At 57.3% G+C, this 19,281-nt stretch carries 13 protein-coding genes, 1 other RNA gene and 3 pseudogenes; 6 read left to right on the plus strand and 11 right to left on the minus strand.

The annotated features are described in order from the left end of the window. Positions 1 to 68: 68 nt before the first annotated feature. Positions 69 to 350: a hypothetical protein gene (locus tag AC0L7S_RS14055; RefSeq protein WP_473471616.1), complete on the plus strand. Its 282-nt coding sequence runs from the start codon at positions 69 to 71 to the stop codon at positions 348 to 350. A gap of 56 nt (positions 351 to 406) precedes the next feature. On the opposite strand, the gene AC0L7S_RS14060 is transcribed toward AC0L7S_RS14055, so the two are convergent. Then, the gene (locus AC0L7S_RS14060) at positions 407 to 1,633 is read right to left on the minus strand and encodes a bifunctional alpha/beta hydrolase/OsmC family protein (protein ID WP_473471617.1); all 1,227 of its coding nucleotides are present in this window, start codon (positions 1,631 to 1,633) and stop codon (positions 407 to 409) included. 129 nt (positions 1,634 to 1,762) lie between these two features. After that, positions 1,763 to 4,331: pseudogene (locus tag AC0L7S_RS14065) on the minus strand (ATP-dependent helicase). Positions 4,332 to 4,595: 264 nt separating this feature from the next. Between AC0L7S_RS14065 and AC0L7S_RS14070 the strand changes: the two are divergent. After that, positions 4,596 to 4,868 carry a hypothetical protein gene (locus AC0L7S_RS14070; protein ID WP_473471618.1) on the plus strand — a complete coding sequence of 91 codons (273 nt, stop codon included), beginning with the start codon at positions 4,596 to 4,598 and terminating at the stop codon, positions 4,866 to 4,868. Between the two features lie 30 nt (positions 4,869 to 4,898). Here the strand turns inward: AC0L7S_RS14070 and AC0L7S_RS14075 are convergent, their stop codons facing one another. Next, a complete protein-coding gene (locus tag AC0L7S_RS14075) occupies positions 4,899 to 5,153 on the minus strand; it encodes a hypothetical protein (protein ID WP_473471619.1) in 255 nt (84 codons plus the stop codon). Between the two features lie 97 nt (positions 5,154 to 5,250). Then, on the minus strand, positions 5,251 to 5,736 hold the full coding sequence (locus AC0L7S_RS14080; protein WP_473471620.1) for a thioesterase family protein: 486 nt from the start codon (positions 5,734 to 5,736) through the stop codon (positions 5,251 to 5,253). A 100-nt stretch (positions 5,737 to 5,836) separates the two neighbouring features. Between AC0L7S_RS14080 and AC0L7S_RS14085 the strand changes: the two genes are divergently transcribed. Further along, a complete protein-coding gene (locus AC0L7S_RS14085; RefSeq protein WP_473471621.1) occupies positions 5,837 to 7,252 on the plus strand; it encodes an FAD-binding oxidoreductase in 1,416 nt (471 codons plus the stop codon). Between the two features lie 309 nt (positions 7,253 to 7,561). After that, positions 7,562 to 11,549: pseudogene (locus AC0L7S_RS14090) on the plus strand (AsmA family protein). 38 nt (positions 11,550 to 11,587) lie between these two features. Here AC0L7S_RS14090 and AC0L7S_RS14095 read toward each other — a convergent pair. From AC0L7S_RS14095 to ssrA, 4 genes and pseudogenes are all read right to left on the minus strand, one after another. Continuing rightward, positions 11,588 to 11,806 (minus strand): ribbon-helix-helix domain-containing protein, encoded by a 219-nt coding sequence (locus AC0L7S_RS14095; protein ID WP_473471622.1) that lies wholly within the window; start codon positions 11,804 to 11,806, stop codon positions 11,588 to 11,590. Beyond that, positions 11,803 to 12,003, minus strand: coding sequence for a DUF4169 family protein (locus AC0L7S_RS14100; protein ID WP_473471623.1), 201 nt, complete (start codon positions 12,001 to 12,003; stop codon positions 11,803 to 11,805). The genes AC0L7S_RS14095 and AC0L7S_RS14100 overlap by 4 nt, the downstream gene beginning before the upstream one ends. A 20-nt stretch (positions 12,004 to 12,023) precedes the next feature. Next, positions 12,024 to 12,562 (minus strand): annotated as a pseudogene (locus AC0L7S_RS14105) (SspB family protein). 290 nt (positions 12,563 to 12,852) lie between these two features. Continuing rightward, positions 12,853 to 13,213: a transfer-messenger RNA gene (ssrA, locus tag AC0L7S_RS14110) on the minus strand. A 164-nt stretch (positions 13,214 to 13,377) separates the two neighbouring features. Between ssrA and AC0L7S_RS14115 the strand changes: the two genes are divergently transcribed. Both AC0L7S_RS14115 and AC0L7S_RS14120 read left to right on the plus strand, forming a co-directional pair. Continuing rightward, positions 13,378 to 13,686, plus strand: coding sequence for a DUF2853 family protein (locus AC0L7S_RS14115; protein ID WP_473471624.1), 309 nt, complete (start codon positions 13,378 to 13,380; stop codon positions 13,684 to 13,686). Between the two features lie 383 nt (positions 13,687 to 14,069). Then, a complete protein-coding gene (locus tag AC0L7S_RS14120; protein ID WP_473471625.1) occupies positions 14,070 to 14,864 on the plus strand; it encodes a thymidylate synthase in 795 nt (264 codons plus the stop codon). Between the two features lie 18 nt (positions 14,865 to 14,882). Here the strand turns inward: AC0L7S_RS14120 and AC0L7S_RS14125 are convergent, their stop codons facing one another. Genes AC0L7S_RS14125 through AC0L7S_RS14135 form a run of 3 tightly spaced genes read right to left on the minus strand, consistent with a single transcriptional unit; the run spans position 14,883 to position 19,280 of the window. Then, positions 14,883 to 16,688, minus strand: a complete 1,806-nt coding sequence (locus AC0L7S_RS14125; protein ID WP_473471626.1) for an ABC transporter ATP-binding protein — start codon at positions 16,686 to 16,688, stop codon at positions 14,883 to 14,885. 11 nt (positions 16,689 to 16,699) lie between these two features. Next, a complete protein-coding gene (locus AC0L7S_RS14130; protein ID WP_473471627.1) occupies positions 16,700 to 17,644 on the minus strand; it encodes an acetamidase/formamidase family protein in 945 nt (314 codons plus the stop codon). Beyond that, on the minus strand, positions 17,634 to 19,280 hold the full coding sequence (locus AC0L7S_RS14135) for an ABC transporter substrate-binding protein (protein WP_473471628.1): 1,647 nt from the start codon (positions 19,278 to 19,280) through the stop codon (positions 17,634 to 17,636). The genes AC0L7S_RS14130 and AC0L7S_RS14135 overlap by 11 nt, the downstream gene beginning before the upstream one ends. Position 19,281: the final 1 nt, after the last annotated feature.

The following is a 19,281-nucleotide window of genomic DNA, read 5'->3' on the forward strand; positions in this document are numbered from 1 at the left end:
TCGTGGAAACGACAGTTGACCTTCCATGCTCGGCTTGCGCATGTAGCCCGCGCAACGGAGATGGTTTCTTGACGGATTGGGTTGAAATCCTGCGCCAGCAGACGGCGGATGGTGAACAAATGGCGCGCGAGGTGCCTGAAATCCTCACCACAGCGGGCATCAATGAAGAGCAGGTGCGCGCGCTTTTCTCCGAACTCGAGAAGCAGGCCGATTTTGTCGAGAAATTACGTATGGCGCTGGAGAAGTTCGGCCACGACTTTCCAGTAATCGAGGAGGCTGAACGGCTTGAGGAACGTTATGGCGACCTTGCTGCTTCTGTTGCGGAAAAACTGAAGGCAATGCGGGCCTGACCACCACACGCCAAACATTTGCGCTGTCCGTGCGGATTTGTTGTTGTGCCCGGCCTTTATGCATCTGCCTTGGAAATTGATGTTTCCACCTGGGCTTGCCCTTCAAGCGTTTTGTGGACGGGACACAGGTCGGCAATTTTAAGCAGCCCGGCGCGCTGGTCATCGTCAATGTCGCCGCTGATCATGATGGAGCGCGAGAAACGGTCGATCTTGCGAGCCGAATCCGCATTGTCGCTGTCGGCGGCATGAGATTTGGAATGGGTTACGTCAACAGTCACTCCCATCAGGGGGATCTTCTTGCGTTTTGCATACATGCGAAGGGTAATAGAGGTACACGCACCGAGTGCGGCTGAAAGAAACTGGTAGGGCGTGGGGCCAAGATCCGTGCCACCGACCGATTTTGGCTCGTCCGCCAGAAGATGAAATTTCGCGTCGACTGAAATGCGCTGCAACATGGCGGTAGGCTCCGCTTCAACGACGCGTACCACGCCTTCCGGGTGGTCCGCATTGACGGCGGTGGCCGGTGTGCCGATATAGCGCGACACCCACGCACCGATGACCGAAGCGGCATATTCGGCATCTTCCTTTCGTGTCAGCAAATGGTCGGCCCTGTCGAGGGAGACGAAGCTCTTGGGATGTTTTGCTGCATCAAAGATTTCACCGGCATTTTCAATGCCGACATTCTGGTCGATGGGGGAGTGAAGGACGAGGAGGGCGCGTTTCAACGAACCGATCGCCTTCTGCAAATTGGCTTCGGCGACATCTTCGACGAAACTTTTCTTGATGAGGAACGGTCTGCCGGCAAGCATGACTTCGGCTTCGCCTTGTTCCTTGATCACTGGCAAGGACGCGCCCATCGCTTTCAGGACATGTTCGGGTTCGGCCGGAGCGCCGATTGTGACAACGGCCTTGCATTCGGGGATGCGAGAGGCCGCCGCCAGAACGGCCGCACCGCCAAGCGAATGGCCGATCAGAATGGCAGGCGCTTCCAGCTTTGAGCGAAGGTAGTCGGCTGCGGCAACGAGATCATCGACATTGGACGAAAAGCCTGTATTGGCAAACTCCCCACCGGAATGGCCAAGGCCGGTAAAATCAAAGCGCAGCACAGCAATTCCCAAATCCGCAAGGGTTTGGGCGATGGCACGCGCGGCGGCGATGTCTTTCGAACAGGTAAAGCAATGCGCAAACACCGCGCAGGCACGCGGCCGATCTCGCGGCATGTCGAGCCGCGCGGCCAGCATCGCGCCATCGTGACCGGGAAATTCGACACGACCATTCGCCATATTTTGCTCCAGAATGCGGGGACACGAAACTTGTTCATCGTGCCCGCTTTCAGGAAATTTGCAAATGACGCATGGGTGAACAGGCCTCTTAAATGCGAGGCCATCAGACGGGCAGCCGTTCAAACGCCCTCAAATTCTTTTCACAAACCCATCCAGCACCTTCTTCTGGCCGGCCTTGTCGAAATTGATGGTGAGTTTGTTGCCTTCGATCGCGGCGATATTACCATTGCCGAATTTCTGATGGAAAACGCGGTCGCCGACATTGAAGGCAGATGCGGTGTCGGCCACGGACTTGGCAACAAGTTCGCCATCGATGGTGTGGGATTTGACGGATGTGCGGCCAGCGCCGTAGCCACTGTCAGTTTCGCCGTAGCCGATGCGCTCGACCCGGTGGCCGGAACGCGTGCCCCAGTTGCGGCTGGTTGCTTCGGTGCGGTTGACCTGTGCGCGCTGCCAGCCGGGGTGGCATAGGTGTTGGAGAAGGCACCGGACTTTTCACCGCCTGAATTGCTGCGGCCAGAGCCTGCGCCGACATTGTCGAAACGCGATGCGCCATATGCGTTCTGGCGTGTGCCACCACCGCCATAGGAGTTGCCGTAGCCACCATAGGAGTCGCCCGCATCGGCAACCTCGATATGTGCCTCGGGCAGTTCTTCGAGAAAGCGCGAGGGGATGGTGGACTGCCACAGGCCATGAATCCGGCGGTTGGACACAAACCACAAATGCAGGTTCACCTTGGCGCGGGTCAATCCGACATAGGCGAGACGGCGTTCTTCCTCCAGGCCGGAACGGCCCCCTTCATCCAGTGCGCGCTGGTGTGGAAACAGGCCTTCTTCCCAGCCAGGCAGGAATACGGTTTCGAATTCCAGTCCCTTGGCCGAGTGCAGCGTCATGATGGAAACGGCATCGAGGCCTTCGCTTTTTCGGCGTCCATGACCAGTGCGACATGTTCAAGGAAGGAGCGCAGCGATTCATACTCCTCCATCGAGCGGATCAGCTCTTTCAGGTTTTCCAACCGCCCCGGCGCATCCGCCGAGCGGTCGTTCTTCCACATGTCGGTGTAACCGCTTTCTTCGAGAATGGTTTCGGCCAGTTCGGTGTGTGGCGTGTTTTCAAGTGCTGCCTGCCAGCGTGCGAAATTGGCTGCAACCTCGCGCAATGCGGCTCGCGGCTTGGGTTTCATTTCGTCGGATTCGGTGAGTTTTCCCGCAGCCTCCAGCATTGGCACTCGCAAGGCGCGGGCTGTGTCGTGGACCTGACGAATGGCCGCTTCGCCAAGACCGCGCTTGGGCACATTGACGATGCGCTCAAAGGCAAGGTCATCGGCCCCTTGCGCGACAACGCGAAGATAGGCCATCGCGTCGCGGATTTCCTGGCGCTCGTAAAAACGTGGGCCGCCAATGACACGATAATTCAGACCGATCTCGATGAAACGGTCCTCGAAGGAGCGCATCTGGAAGGACGCGCGCACAAGGATCGCCATGTCGTTGAGGGGATGCTTGCGACGTTGATAGGCCTCGATCGTCTCACCGATAGCACGGGCTTCCTCGTCTGAATCCCATGCAGCGTGGACATTGACCTTGGGGTCTTCGGGATCGGGGTTGTCGGTGAACAGGGTTTTGCCAAGCCGTCCCTCATTGTGGGAAATGAGGTGGGCGGCAGCGCCAAGAATATGGGCGGTGGAGCGATAATTGCGCTCCAGCCGGATAACGGTGGCACCGGGGAAATCCTTCTCGAAACGCAAGATGTTATCGACCTCGGCTCCGCGCCAGCCATAAATCGACTGGTCATCATCGCCCACGCAACAGATATTGATCTTGTTGTCGCTTGCGGGCGCCTGGAGCGAACTTGCCGCTGTGCTTTTCGGTCGCTGGGCGAGCAGGCGCAGCCACATATATTGAGCGGTGTTGGTGTCCTGATACTCGTCGACCAGAATATATTTGAACCTGCGATGGTACTCGCCCAGGACGTCGTGATGGGCGCGCAAAATGCGAATCGGGTGGCACAAGAGATCACCGAAATCGCAGGCATTCAGGGTTTTCAGGCGATCCTGATAGGCCTGATAAAGCTCGCGGCCCCGGCCGTTGGCAAAGGCGCGCGCGTCGCCTTCAGCGATTTCAGAGGGGCCGAGGCCCTTGTTCTTCCATCCGTCGACCATCTGGGCAAAAATACGCGGTGTCCAGCGTTTGTCGTCCAGCCCTTCGGCTTGAATCAGTTGCTTGATGAGACGGATAACATCGTCAGTGTCGAGAATGGTGAAATCGGAGCGCAGGCCGGCAAGTTCGGCATGGCGGCGCAGCAGTTTGACCCCGATTGAATGGAAGGTGCCGAGCCACGGCATGCCCTCGACCGCTTCGCCGACGAGCAGGCCGATGCGCTGTTTCATCTCACGCGCGGCCTTGTTGGTGAAGGTGACGGCGAGGATTTGCGAAGGAAAGGCGCGGCCTGTCGCAAGAATGTGGGCAATGCGGGTGGTGAGAACGCGCGTCTTACCGGTACCGGCACCCGCCAGCACCAGAACCGGACCTTCAGTTGTCTCGACCGCCTTGCGCTGCTCGGGGTTGAGACCATTCAGATAGTCGGGTGCGTTGTTGGTGCCATGGCGGGCCGCCATAGCGCGCGCGGCGATGCCGGACGGGGCGGCAGGGCGCGCATCCGGTTCGTCGAAGAATGGCATGTCGTCTGGAGAGTCGGACATCATGCTCGAATGTAGTGATTCGGGGCAGAAAGGCTAGCTCATAACCTTGGCAGTGTTGGGCTTTTGTTCTGGCGTGCCAGCCTTTGTGCGCGTAAAATTTCGTTCAAAACGGGTGCGTTGCTACGAATCGCAATGAGGTGTCGCCGCAAATCCACACCAATATTTTTCTCTAAAGTGTGACGAGTTTGTTCTTGCCCCTTGGACAAGGTCGGTTAAGTCTGTTGTGTCGACGTGCGATGAAATGGTTTTTCAGACAGGGAGATCATGGTCGACAGTAGAGGACTGGAAATGGACGACAATTTCGACAAGGCAGGAATCGCCGTCATCATCATATTCGGCGCGCTCATCATTGGCGGTCTGATGGCAGCCAATCTTGGCGTTGGCGACCGCAATGGCTTCCTGTTTGCGCTTGGCGCGGGGTTTGCCGCGTGGATTGCAGGACATGCCATCTTATTCGACCTGCCGCGCATTTATGCGGCGCTGGTGGGTATTGCGGCATTGATGGCGGTCGCATCGACGCTTTCCTATGCGTTCTAGGCTGTGCCCGCATCCGCACCCGTTGAGTAGCTATTCGCCGTTTTGGAGATAGCCACGTCTGGTGCGTGCCTGTGTGAGAATGGACCGCCAGCGTATCAGGGCAAACGGGATCGGGCTGTTGTTGCGGGCAATGCGAAATATCTCGTCGTTGAGATTCTTCAAAGAACGCCAGAAATCATAATCGGTGAGGTTCGGGTCAACCGTCAATCTGTCCACCTCGACCTTGATATCCTTGGCCATTGTCGTCTCCCAGATCGGCGCTTGCCGGAAATCGTGCATCGTCATGCCGCGATTTTTCCGGTGCATGGCTGATTCGATCAACGCATCGATGTTGCCTGTGCACGTTTATCACTTGTTAAGGTTAACAGGTCGCGGAAACGGTTCAGGCGGTCTTGCGACGGATACCAATTGAACGCCCGGCCCGTTCGGGTGCGGGCAGCGCCGTGTGGGCCGCGCGCATCGCCTCGACCCGTTGCATGATGTCGTTTGGGAAGGGCGCGACCTTGGGGCCGGTCATGTCGACATGCAAGGAAAGCGATTCCGACGTGGCGGCGAGCCAGCCATCGACGTGGCGAATTTCCTGATAAGCGCGCAACCGCTTGTCGTCATGGTCGAGAAGTTGGAAAGTGACGGTTACCTTGTCGCCGAGATGCAATTCCTGCACGTAGCAAACGTGGACTTCGGCTGTGTAGATGGTCAGTTTCCGCTCTTTTGCGTAATCCGGGCCAAGCCCCATGACTTCGTAGGCATCGTCCGAGCAGCGGTCGAACAACACGTTATAATAGGCCATATTGAGATGGCCGTTATAGTCGATCCAATCTTTTTCGATGTCCATTGCGCGGGAGACGAAAGGAGCGGCAGCGGTCATGGGAATTCTTTCTCTTGCGCAAGGAACAGGCAGATGAGAGGACAAACAACAAAATCCAAAGGCTGACAAGAGTGGGCTTTGACCCATTCGCGGAGGAAACATGGCTCTGAGCGACTTGAGAGTGGTTGAACGCAACGAAGATGGCATCACCACGGTGCTTGGCATTCTCAAGCAGCGGTTCGATGAACGTTTCCAGACAGGGCAATCGATCCGCGCCCAACATGCGCACACGACGACCTATATTCCCACGCAAGCGCCGGACGGTGTGGTGTTTCCAGAATCGAGCGCGGAGATTCAGGAGATTGTGCGCATATGCGCCGGGCATCGCGTGCCGGTCATTGCATTCGGGGTTGGAAGCTCGCTGGAAGGGCATGTCAACGCGCCGGGTGGCGGTATTTCGCTCGATATGGCGCGTATGAACCGCATTCTGACCGTCAATGCCGAGGATCTCGACTGCACGGTCGAACCGGGTGTGACGCGTGAAGACCTCAATCATCATTTGCGCGATACGGGCCTGTTTTTCCCGATTGATCCGGGTGCGAACGCGTCACTAGGCGGGATGGCGGCAACGCGCGCTTCCGGCACAAATGCCGTGCGTTATGGCACGATGCGCGAGAATGTCTTGTCGCTGAGTGCCGTGATGGCTGATGGTGAATTGATCACCACGGGAAAGCGGGCGCGAAAAAGTTCAGCCGGGTACGATCTTGCACGGCTCTTGGTGGGGTCCGAAGGAACGCTTGGCATCATCACCGCGCTGACATTGAAGCTACAGGGCATTCCGCAAGCGATTTCGGGTGGCGTGTGCCCGTTTCCAAGTCTTGAAGCAGCCTGCCAGACGGTCATTGCGACAATCCAGATGGGCATTCCAGTTGCACGTATCGAACTGGTCAACGCATTGCAGATGCGGGCCATGAAAAATTACTCGAAGCTGGATTACCCCGAAAGCCCATGCCTGTTTCTCGAATTTCATGGCAGCGATGCGAGCGTGGCAGAACAGGCGGAGGTTTTCGGCATGATCGCCGAGGAGCAGGGCGGCGGTCCGTTCTTATGGACAAGCGTTGCCGAGGAACGCACGAAGCTGTGGAAGGCCAGGCATGATGCTTATTGGGCATCGTTGACGCTCAGGTCCGGGGCAAAAGGGCTTTCCACCGATGTCTGCGTGCCGATCTCGCGTCTGGCGCAATGTGTTAGTGAGACTGAGGCCGATATTGCGGAAATGGGGTTGATCGCGCCGATTGTCGGGCACGCGGGAGACGGCAATTTCCATACGCTGGTGTTGATGGACCCTGACGACAGGGCAGAAGTCGAAAAGGTCGAGAAATTCGTTGCACGGCTCAATATGCGGGCCATCGACATGGAAGGCACCTGCACCGGCGAGCATGGAATTGGACAGGGCAAAGCCGGATTTTTGCGCCATGAACACGGCCACGGTGTTGATGTCATGCGCACGATCAAACAGGCGCTCGATCCGCTGGATATTCTCAATCCTGGCAAGATCATACCTGCCAGCTTTTGATAATAACATGCCAGTGTGGTGGATTTGAAGTTCGTCACATTTGATTTCGAGGTCTCCGATACGAACTTCAAATCCTGAAACCGCACTGGAATTATAAGTTTGCTAGTGTCCTTATCGAATCTGTAATTCGTACAGCGCCACTCGAATAATGATGCGAATTTCAGATTCGGGACACTGGCTGGTCATCCACTTTGCGGAAATGAATTCCGAAAACCTGTAGTGAGCGGGCGATGCGGGGAATTTGCCTCTTTATCGACACGCCAATGCGGGTAGAGTGCGCGCAAATTGTCATTGATTTGCCGTGAGGGAATGCTCGCTCGCCTGTTTGTCATTGTTGGTGGTCTTTTGGTACTGGTGCTATGTGCGGCACTGGTAGTGCCGCCGTTTATCAACTGGACAAGCTACCGGGCCGATTTCGAGCGTGAGGCAAGCGTCATATTGGGGCGTAAGGTAACGGTGCGAGGCGAGGCAACCGCCCGCCTTTTGCCTTTCCCATCGGTGACATTTTCTGATGTTTCAGTTGCGGGCGGGCCGGACGGTCAGCCGGCGATGGTTGTCGATACGTTTTCGATGGATGCGGAACTCGCACCTTTCCTGCGTGGCGAGGTGCTGATTTTCGATATGCGTCTGGTGCACCCCAAGGCGACAATCGACATTGGCGATGACGGCACTGTCGATTGGGTGGTGCGACCGTCATCACCCTTCAATGCGAAGCAGATCGCAATTGAAAAACTGACGGTGACTGACGGACAGATAGAACTGCGCCACCAGGCTGGCGGGCGCAATCATCTGATCTCGGAGATTAATTCGACGATATCGGCCAAATCTCTATTTGGCCCGTGGCGGGTGGATGGTTCGCTTTTGTTCGATGGGATAAGAACCCGGCTTTCTGCCTCGACCGGTCTTGTTGGCGACAATGGCCAGATGCGGTTGCGGCTCAAGGTCGACCCGGATGCTTATCCGCTGACAATCGAGACTGACGGAAATACGCGCATCGACAAGGGCGCGATTGTCTATTCGGGGCAGTTCAAGATTGCCGGGGACGACAAGAATTCTGGCATGCTGCGTGGAAATGATGGCCAGATGGTGAAGGTCAGTGCTGCCAAGGCTGAACCGGGCTACAGGCTCACCGGATCATTCCAGCTCGACCATCGCAATCTCGATGTCGATGCATTTCGTTTTGAAACCGGGCCGGTTGATAATCCCTATACGGCAGACGGTACGGCATCTGTCGATCTTGGCCAATCGCCGCATTTTTCGATCGTGGCTACTGGTGCGCAAGTGCAGTTCGATGAAGCGGTGGGGGCAAAAGCCGGTAAGGGGCTGACCCTGGAGCAGCGAATAGATTCGCTAAAGGCGGCGCTGGTCCAGATGCCAAAGCCGACGATCCCCGGAATTGTCGAAGTCAAGCTGCCCGCCGTCGTGGCTGGGGATACGACGATCCGGGATGTTCATCTTTCAGCCGAGCCGGTCGATGGGGGTGGGCGGTCAAATCCCTTGCGGCGACGTTGCCCGGTCGCGCGAAGCTTGAAGCCAAGGGGAAACTCAGTGTCGAAGACCAGTTCGGCTTTGCCGGTTCGCTGCTTTTGGCAGTCGGCCAGCCGTCCGGTTTTGCAGCGTGGTTGTCGAAAGATGTCGATGAAGCTATCCGGCGTCTGCCTTCGGCTGGATTTAACGCCAATGTGGAGATGACGGATCAGAGCCAGACGTTCAGCGATCTTGAACTGATTCTTGGCCAGGCCAAGTTCAACGGTCGCATCGTGGCCAACGAGCCGCAGGACGCCAGGCCATCGGTTGAGATGCAACTTGAAGGTGGCAATCTCGACGTTGACGGGTTGGCAGCGTTTGCCTCGCTGTTTGTCAGCGACAAGGGTGCCAATCGCTTTCTGGACCGGGATCTCGACTTCAAGATCAAAGCCGGACCGGTCGATGCTGGTGGTTTCACCGCCGACACGATTGACACGGCGCTGAGGCTTCGCGACGGGTTGCTGGAGATCGACAAATTGTCGATTGGTGGTCTGGCTGGCGCTTCCATCAGCGCGACGGGCCGCATCAAGGATTTTCCCGATAGCCCCACCGGCGATCTTGATGCGTCGATTGTCGCGGTCGACCTCGCACCTTTGATCGATATGGCGGCCGCGCATTATCCCGGCTCCGCTTTGCTGCGTGGATTGTCGGCGCGCGCACAAAGCTATTCCGGTCTGTTTGAGGACGCCCGTATCGACCTGGTGGCGAGTGCGGCTGAAAATAGCGACGGGAGCACCGGGGTGGCGCTGAGCGCGCAAGGCAATGCGGGCGCGTCGGCCTTTTCAGGCTCGCTTTCGGCGCAAGGTGCCAGGGATGATATTGCCAATGCGCCGCTGACCCTGACTTTCAGCGCGAAGAACGACGACGCGACCTCTCTGTTGGCGTTGGCCGGCCTTCCGGCGCTGCCATTGGGCATGGTTGGTGCGGGGATCGCGGACGTTTCAGCCAAGGGAACGCTTGGTGGCGGTCTGTCAGCGGTATTTGATCTGGCGGGTGCAGATTTCAAGGCGCATTTTGACGGAACAGTTGCTGATACATGGCAAGGTGTGGCGGCCAAAGGTAAAATCAGGCTGGATGCCAGCGATATAGAGCCGTGGATGATGACGACCGGTGTCGGGCTGCCGGGAATGGGTCTGGGAACTGCGCTGACGCTGGATGCCGATGCAGATTACGCAAACGGCCTTCTGGTGTTGAACAACCTTGCCAGCACCGTCAATGAAGCCGCGATATCGGGCGACATCAACGCGGATATCAAGGATGGAAAGCCGCATCTGACAGGTGCGCTTGTGCTGGATGAGCTTGATCTGGACCCGGTCGCGGTGATGCTGTTTGGCGATGCCGCATTCGCATCCGTGCCGAAGGGGTGGCCGACTTCGCCTTTCGCGAAAAGTGCGAGCGTGCCCTTCAGTGCTCAGGTTGATCTTAATACCGCCACGCTTGCCGCCGGACAATTTGCTACTGCCTATGATGCGACGCTGTCTTTCAAACTTGATCGTGAGGGCATGCGCGTTTCGGGGTTGAAGGCAAAGCTGTTCGGAGGCGAGGTCAGCGGATTGTTCGAATTGAAGAACAATGACGGCACCGGATTTCTTTCAGGTCAAATGGAACTTGCCAATGCCGATTTGACCGCTGCACTACCTGACGCGGGAATTTCGGGCAGAAGCGACTTTTCGACGACCGTAACGACCAGTGGCAAATCGGTCGATGCGATGATTTCAGCGCTATCAGGCTCGGGAACCGCATCGCTGAAAGGTATGAGCATCGCCAATCTGAACGCGGACGCATTCGCAGCCTTGATTGCCAAGGCCGATGCGATTGGCCGCGACATTAATGGAGCAAAGACGGCTGCGTTCGCGCCAACCATTGCCGGTTCGGGTCGTTTTGCGGCTCGCGATACCGACGTGGCATTCGCCATAGCAAACGGAACGCTGCGCGCGCCGCCGGTTACGCTGGAGGGTGCGGCGGCGCGTGTTTCTGTCGATCTCGGGGCGGACCTTGCCGCCAGCACAGTTAGCGCGCGTGGGACCATTATCTATCAGGCAGGTGATGAGGCACTTGTCGGTTCGGAACCGGCGTTGAATTTCACGGTAGAGGGAACGCCTGGAAAAACGCGGCGCGTATTCGACAGCGAACCACTGGCACAATTCTTGACGCAGCGGGCGCTTGAGAAAGAGCAGTTGCGAGTTGAAGCCATGCAGGCTGTGTTGCTGGAAAAGCAGCGATTGAGGCGCGAGACGCGCTATTACGCTGCTTTACAAGATGAGCGTGAACGGGCAGCCGAGGAACAGCGCCAGAAAGAGGAAGAGGCGCGCCTAAGAGCCGAAGCCGAGGCCAAGGCTGCGGCAGAAGCTCGCGCCATTCAGGAAGCCGAGGCCAAGGCGCAAGTTGAGGCCAAGGCCAGGGTGGAAGCAGAAGCAAAGGCACGCGCAGAGGCGGCGGCAGAGGAAGCGGCGAGGCTGGAACAGGAGCGTCTCAAGGCTGAAGCTGAGGCCAAAGCTGAGGCAGAAGCCCAGGCCCAGGCGCGCGCTGAAGCTGCGGCAGAAGAAGCGGCGAGGGCGGAACAGGAGCGTCTCAAGGCTGAGCAGGCCGTGAAGGAGGCCGAGCAAGAAAAGGCGCGGCGCGCGGCTGAACAAAACGCAATCGAGCAATTGCCGGGTGTTGAGCGAGCCCCTTAGCGCCCACCGTCAACCCGTCCCCACAAACTGATCCGGTATCGAAGCCGGAGCCATTTACGATCGACAATCTGCTGAGATCGCTGGGTGGAGGCTGAACAGGCGCCACCTCGAACCGGATGCGGCGGGTGTTTTTTCAAGGTTTCGATTTTACCCAGTCCAGCACGCAAAGCCTGAGCGCGGATGAAAGATTGGCCTCGCGTGGGCGGGTTTCGTCGATCTCGGCGATAAGCGTGGCAAGAGGTATCTGGCGTATTGCGGCGATGGCGACCAGTTCATCGTGGAACGGCTTTTCAAGCGAGTAGCTTGTGCGATGGCCGCGGATTGTCACAGATCGCTTTTGGACCAGCGTCATTGATCACTATCGTCATTGGGGAGGCGCGCGCGGCGGTGGTCCTCAAAGAAACGATCCGCTTTCTGGCTGATCTGCTTGTCGCGCGCACTTTCAGCCTTGCTGCGGCCATGAAGTACGCGGTTTTGTTCCGCGATGCGTTCCTTGTCCGTGCGCGCTTTTTGCTTGCGTACCAGGCGAAGGTTTACGACATCGGCCACAGCGCAGTGCTCCAGACCAACTATTTCTTGCGAAAAGCGTCGAGTGATACGACATCGGCGCTCTTGCCCTCTTCGGGTTCGTCCTTGTCGGCTTTCTTTTCGGTTTCAGTGGGTTTTTCTTTTCCGAAGTTTTAGCCGGCGCAGTGATGGCGACAAGCTCGCTCTCTGGGGTGACCTCGGTTTCGTCCGTTTCGGTGGCTTCGGCCTTCACATCGAACTCCAGTTCGAAGTTTACCGACGGATCATAAAAGCCGCGTACGGCCGAGAACGGAATTTCCAGCTTTTCTGGAATGTCGGAAAAGGACAGGCCAATTTCGAAACCGGTGTCGGTCACTTTCAGGTCCCAGTACTGGAACTGGACAACGATGGTCATCTGCTCCGGGTAACGTTCATGCAGGCGGCTTGAAATGCGCACGCCCGGCGCTCCGGTAAGAAATGTTATGAAAAAGTGGTGATTGCCCGGAAGACCGGCGCGCGCAACCTCAGCCAGAACCTTGCGCATGACGCCGCGCAATGCCTCTTGAGCCAGTATGTCGTAGCGGATGTGGTCGTCGGCCATGTTCAATCCCGTTGAATCATCGGCATAGCTGTAATCAAGCTTGGGCGCGGCGTAAACCGCATATCAGAACTTGTAGCAACTGGATTGTCAGTTGTGGTGCTAATTTGCTCGCTCATGTGACTATTGAGAGCGCCGTGCGTCCATTTAGACGCACAAAGGACGCTCTTTCACATTGATAGAGCATCGCGGCATTGCGAAAACCGGCAATCACTTTCCGGTCCGATACTCTGGAGTCCGCTGCAACGTACCCGCCACTGAATTCCGTGAACTTTCGGCATCGGGAAAGGAAAAGTGGAGGTTTCTGTTGCCAGGTACCTCCGAACCCCGCCTAGAAGTGCGAACCGCTAGGACTTAATTTGAAGCGATCGCACAGCTTACGCTGCGAGACGTGCTTCCGCATAGTTGTCGTTTGCAACTACAAGTTTAGCCCGATAACGGTGGTACAATGCCGGGCAAAAGTACGATCTTTACACCTTCGTCGATCCTATTTCGCCCCCAGCAAAAGCCGCTTCACGTAAAAGAAGCGGTTTTTGGTGGAGGCGCCGGGTACCGCCCCCGGGTCCGAACGGCTTATTTCATCGCCCATTTATCGCCATAGTCGGTCAAGCCGACGAGACGAATATAGGGGGCGTTCGTGGCAAATGGAAGACTTGCAAGCACACTTCCTTGATGCGCTGTCGTCACAGGCTTGACTTGGCCGCGGACTTTCCCGATGGTTCGCAAAGGTGCAAAGAATCCCAGTGCGGCGCACAGGTTGCAATCGTGGATATTTGCCCTGGCAATGAGGATTTACAATTCCGACAGGGGACGATTGTATGGCCGACTATCTTGCAGACGTGAAGAAATACGATGCCGGTGCTGATGAAGCGGTGGTGAACAAGATCGTGAAGCATCTGGGCATTGCGCTCAGGAACCGGGACTCATCCCTTGTTTCGGCAAGCGACCAGAAGGAACTCGACCGGGTTCGTGATAGCTGGGGCGTCAAGAAGCTTGGGGTGGCTGCGGCAGCGGCTGAAGCATCGGTGGCAAAGGTAGCCAAGACGATGGCAGATGATCGCTCGAAGGGACGCGTGACCTTCTATTATCTGGTGGCCAAGGATCTCGGCAAGCTCGGCTCACTCTGAGACGAACTGCGGTGAATTATGCCTCGGTGCCGTTTGGTGCCAGCAGTCACGTGACTGATAGTCGCGTGGCTTGAGCATGCATTGCGGCCCAAGAGTTGTGCGACATGGTTTGCTGCCAATGGTTTGGTGTGTCGTGAAGATGCTGTCGGGGCTATGATGCCCCTAGTGGTTCGATTCCGACATTTGCATCCGCCTTGTGGACACGCCCGGGCAAATGTCTGAATCAAAGAAACCACTAGGAACTTATTGACTCTCGTGGAACTTTTGAATTTGACATTTGAACGAGAGGCTGACGGTCCTGACCCTAAAATGTCAAATTCGTTCCACTAGACAATGATGCCCCTAGACAATGATGCCTTGAACATGGAATCAAGACGAAGCCAATGAGACAGTATCTGGATCTTCTGGAACACGTTCTCGAAAATGGCGTTGACCGTGGTGATCGCACAGGCACCGGCACGCGTTCGGTGTTCGGCCATCAGATGCGCTTTGATCTGGCGCGGGGGTTTCCTGTCACCACCACCAAGAAATTGCATCTCAAGTCGATCATCCATGAACTTTTGTGGTTCCTGGCTGGCGATACCAACATAAAATATCTGAACGAGAACGGCGTTTCCATCTGGGATGAATGGGCTGATGAGAACGGTGATCTCGGCCCCGTCTATGGCCGCCAGTGGCGCTCATGGCCGGATGGGGATGGAGGTGAGATCGACCAGATTGCGAATCTTCTCATCGAGTTACGCCGAAATCCTCAATCACGACGTTTGATCGTTTCGGCGTGGAACCCGGCGCAAGTCGAGGCCATGGCGCTGCCGCCCTGCCATTGCCTGTTTCAGTTTTACGTTGCCGATGGGCGACTATCCTGCCAGCTTTATCAGCGTTCCGCCGATATCTTTCTTGGCGTGCCGTTCAACATCGCGTCCTATGCGCTGCTCACCATGATGGTGGCGCAGGTGGCCGGGTTGAAACCCGGTGATTTCATACACACGCTTGGCGATGCGCATATCTATGCCAATCATTTCGAGCAAGCGCGTGAACAGTTGCAACGCTTGCCCAAGACATTGCCGACAATGTGGATAAACCCGGCTATCGACGACCTTTTCGCCTTCCGCTTCGAGGATTTCCGGCTGGAAAATTACATTGCGGATGCAACGATCAAGGCACCGATTTCGGTTTGATGATGGCGCAACGGCGCTCTACGGCAATGCCTGATCCGCTACGAGATGGCCGTTGCCGACATCACGAAGGGTAAGGCGTTCAGGGTTATCACCGATATTGCGGGTGGCGCTGCGGATTTCCTGATCCATACGTGCGAAATTAGGGCGGCGTTTTGCCGGATCGGGAACGGGAACTGCTTCAATCAGCCGTTTGGTATAAGCGTGGCGCGGATTGGCAAAGACCTGATCGCGGCTGCCCATCTCGACGATCTGGCCAAGATACATGACGGCAACCCGGTCGGAAATGTTTTCGACAACCGCCATATCGTGCGAGATGAACAGGTAAGCGACGCCAAATTCCTGTTGCAGTTCCTTCAGCAGTTCCAGAACGCGAGCTTGCACGGATACATCGAGCGCCGAGACGCTCTCATCGGCGATGATGAGTTTGGGCCGCAAAGCGAGCGCGCGGGCAATGCACACGCGCTGGCGCTGGCCGCCTGAGAATTCATGCGGATAGTGTTCCATCTGCGAGGCGGCTAGGCCAACACGCTCGAACAGCGCGGCGACACGTTCGCTCCGCTCTTTTTTCGTGCCGATGTTGTGAATGAGTAGCGGTTCAGCGACGAGATCACCAACGCGCATGCGCGGGTCGAGCGAAGCATAGGGGTCCTGGAATATCATCTGCACGTCACGGCGCACAGCTTTGCGGTCTTCGCCAGCGAGTGAGGAAAGATTGCGCCCGTTGATCGTGATTTCGCCGGTGAAGGGTACGAGCCCGGCAATTGCCTTGGCGGTTGTCGACTTGCCGCAACCCGATTCACCGACCAGGGCCAGCGTTTCGTTTGAAGCTATGGAGAAGTTGACGCCCTCGACTGCATGGACCCGGCGGGTGACGCGGCCGAAAAAGCCGCCGCGCACATCAAAGCGCACATGCAAATCCTTGACCTCGGCGACTTGCGGTTGCGGCTGCTCGGCCACTTGCCTGCTGGCATTTCGGCCCTGACCGGTGCCGATGCGCGGGACGGCGGCAAGCAGTTCACGCGTATAGACCTCTTTGGGGGTGGCAAAAATCTCGTCTACGGTTCCTTCCTCGACCATGCGCCCATTGCGCATGACGATGACGCGGTCCGCCATTTCGGCGACGACGCCCATATCGTGGGTGATCAAAATGAGGCTGGTACCGCGCTGGCGCTGTAAGTCGCGCAACAATTCCAGAACTTCGCCCTGCACGGTGACATCAAGGGCGGTGGTTGGTTCGTCGGCGATCAATATGTCGGGTTCAAGAGCAAGCGCCATGGCGATCATTACCCGTTGACGCATGCCACCGGACAATTCATGGGGAAATTGCTTCAAGCGGTTTTCAGCCTCGGAGATGCGCACGGCATTCAAAGCGTCGATGGCGTGCTGGCGTGCGCCATCTCGCGACAGGTCCGTGTGTGTCTCGATGGCCTCGATCAACTGCCTGCCGATGGACAAGACAGGATTGAGGGAGGTCATCGGCTCCTGAAAGATCATGGCGATGCGATTGCCACGGATGAGTTGCATGCGCCGCTCGTCCAGTTGTGACAGATCGGTATCGCCGAGCCGGATCGAACCAGCAGCGATGCGTGCCGCGGGTTCGGGCAAAAGCTGCATGATGGCCAGCGACGTCATCGATTTGCCCGAGCCGGATTCGCCGGCGATGCAAAGCGTTTCGCCGCGAGCAAGGGCAAAGGAAAGACCCGAGACGACGTCGCGTTCGCCGTCGTCGCCGCGCACCGTGATGGTGAGAGCGTCAACTTCGAGCGCCGTTTCTGCCGGTGCAGTCGCGGTCGGGGCGCGAACCCCGGACCGCTTGTTTTTCATGGCGTTTGCGTTCATTCGAAGATGCAGCGCGGGAAGTAGAAGGAAACGACCCAGTTTGGCATGTCGACGATTTCACTGATTCTGAGATCGCCGCACACGGAAACCAGCATGTAGGCATCCACCGCGTCCATGTTGTAACGGGCGGCGAGCAGGTCGACCATCTGGGAGACGGCTTCTTTCGCCCCGCTCATCAGGTCGGCTCCGATGCCGGTCGTCACTTCGTAGCCCTTGGCGTCCAGATGGCGTGTCACCGGGCCCGGCGTGGTGAAGCGCGGCATTTTCAAGTGCGCTTCCTTCACCAGATCGAGCGTCAAGACGACGTTCATCGGGCTTTCTATGGCCGTTCCGCAAACCTCACCGTCGCCTTGGGCGGCGTGGGTGTCGCCAACGGAAAACAATGCGCCAGCAACTTCGACAGGTAAATAAAGGGTGGTTCCAGCTGCCAGATCGCGGATATCGAGATTGCCACCGACCCGCCGTGGCGGGACCACGGAATGCAACCCCTTTTCAGCCGGAGCATTGCCAATGGTGCCAGCGAACGGCTTTAACGGCACCCGGCCATTCTTGCCGAACAGTGCCGGTTCGAGGGAAGCCGCATCATATTTCCAGATGTTCAGGGCCGGTTCCTTGAAGTCATCGGCCAGAAGCCCGAAGCCCGGAATGTTTGCCGTCCAGCCGAAGCCGGACGGTTTGAACTCTTCGATCGTTACTTTCAGCGCATCGCCAGGTTCTGCTCCGTCGATAAAGATCGGCCCCGTCACGGGGTTGATCTTGCCGAAGTCGAGGCTGGCGATGTCGCCAACCCCGCTGTCTGGTTTCAACTGGCCGCCGGACGAGTCGAGACACTCGAACTCGATGGTCGAACCGGGAGCCACCCGCTCGACCGGGACAAACGAATTGTCCCAGCCGAAATGGTGGTGGCGTCCGTGGATGGTGTAGTCGCAGTTACTGCACATCGTTCAGATACACATTGTCGTAGTTGATCGGGATATGGACGGGGTCGACATAGAGATTGTCGGCACCGCCCATGCGAGCGGATTTCATGGTGAAACGCTGTTCATTGAACACTGGTGCCCACGGCGCGTCTTCCATGACCTTGTTGTAGATATCGCTCCACATCTTGAACCGCTCGCCGGCCTTGGCCGGATCGACAATGGAGTCGGCTTCGGCGGCTTTCTTGTCGAGGTCTTCATTGCAATACCATGACCAGTTCCAGCCACCGGGAACCGCACCGCCACAGCCGAGGATAGGTCCATAGAAATTGGATGGATCGGGGAAGTCGGCAATCCATGCCATGCCACCCGACCAGATCATCGGCGCGCCGTCCTTTTCACCGCCAGCGGCTATGACATTGGCCTGAGCAAGGGCCTGAATGTCAGCCTTGATGCCGATTGCGGACAAATCCTGCTGGATCGCCTGAGCAATGCGCGGGTTGGGATCGGTGTTCATGGCGTAAAGTTCGGTCTCGAAGCCGTCGGCAAAACCGGCGTCCGCCAGCAGCGCCTTGGCTTTATCGACGTCATAGGCATATCCCTTATAATCCTTGTCATAGCCGGGCATTGTGGGCGGCAATGGCTGGTTGGCGGGAACGGCGCGGTTGTTGATCAACTGGACGATGCGGTCCTTGTTGATCGCCATGTTGACGGCCTGGCGCACCTTCACATTGTCGAAGGGGGCCATTGTGGTGTTCATGGTGATGTAGCCGGTGTGCAGTTGACCGCCTTCCACAACAAGGGCTTTCTGTGCCGGGTCGTTCATGACTTCCTGGAATTTGGCGGGCGGGATGCCGTCACCGGGAACGTCGATCTCACCTTTTTGCAGACGCAGCAGCGCCACGATCGGCTCCTGGCCGATTTCGAATGTGATCTTGTCGAGATGGGGCAGGCCCTTGTGCCAATAATCGGGGTTGCGCTCGAAGACGACGCGCTGGCCAAGGGTCCATTCGGCCAGTTTGTAGGCACCGGTTCCCACCGGATGCTTGCCGAAATCAGCGCCGTATTTCTCGACTTCTTCCTTGGGCACGACATGGGAGAAGTTGATCGCCATGACATGCAGGAAGGTGGCGTCCGGTCGGGTCAATTCGATCTTGACCGTGTAGGGATCGACGACAGTAACGCCGGCCAATCCTTCGGCCTTGCCGGCAGCGGCGTCGTCATAACCCTTGATCGAGGCAAAGAAGCCGGAGCCGGGGCTTTGTGTCTTGGGATTGGTGACGCGGTCGAGCGAATATTTGACATCCTCGGCGGTCATTTCGCGCCCATTGTGGAATTTCACGCCCTGGCGCAGCTTGAAGGTGAAGGTCTTGCCGTCGGGAGAAATCTCGTAGCTTTCGGCAAGGTCGGGGACAAGGTTTGTGGTGCCCGGCTCATAGTCCATCAATCCGTCGAACAGACTCTTGATCATCGACCAGTTTTGCCAGTCGTAACCGATTGCCGGATCGAGCGTTGCAACGTCATCCTTGTAGGTGATGATGATGTCGCCGCCCTGCTTGATGTTGGGGTCCGCCTGCTGATCGTCTGCGTAGGCAGAAGACAGGCCAAGCACCAGCGCAAGTGCCGATGCGGCGACTGTTGATGTCAGAAATCTTTTCATC

This window comes from Mesorhizobium sp. G2-6-1 (genome assembly GCF_055809095.1).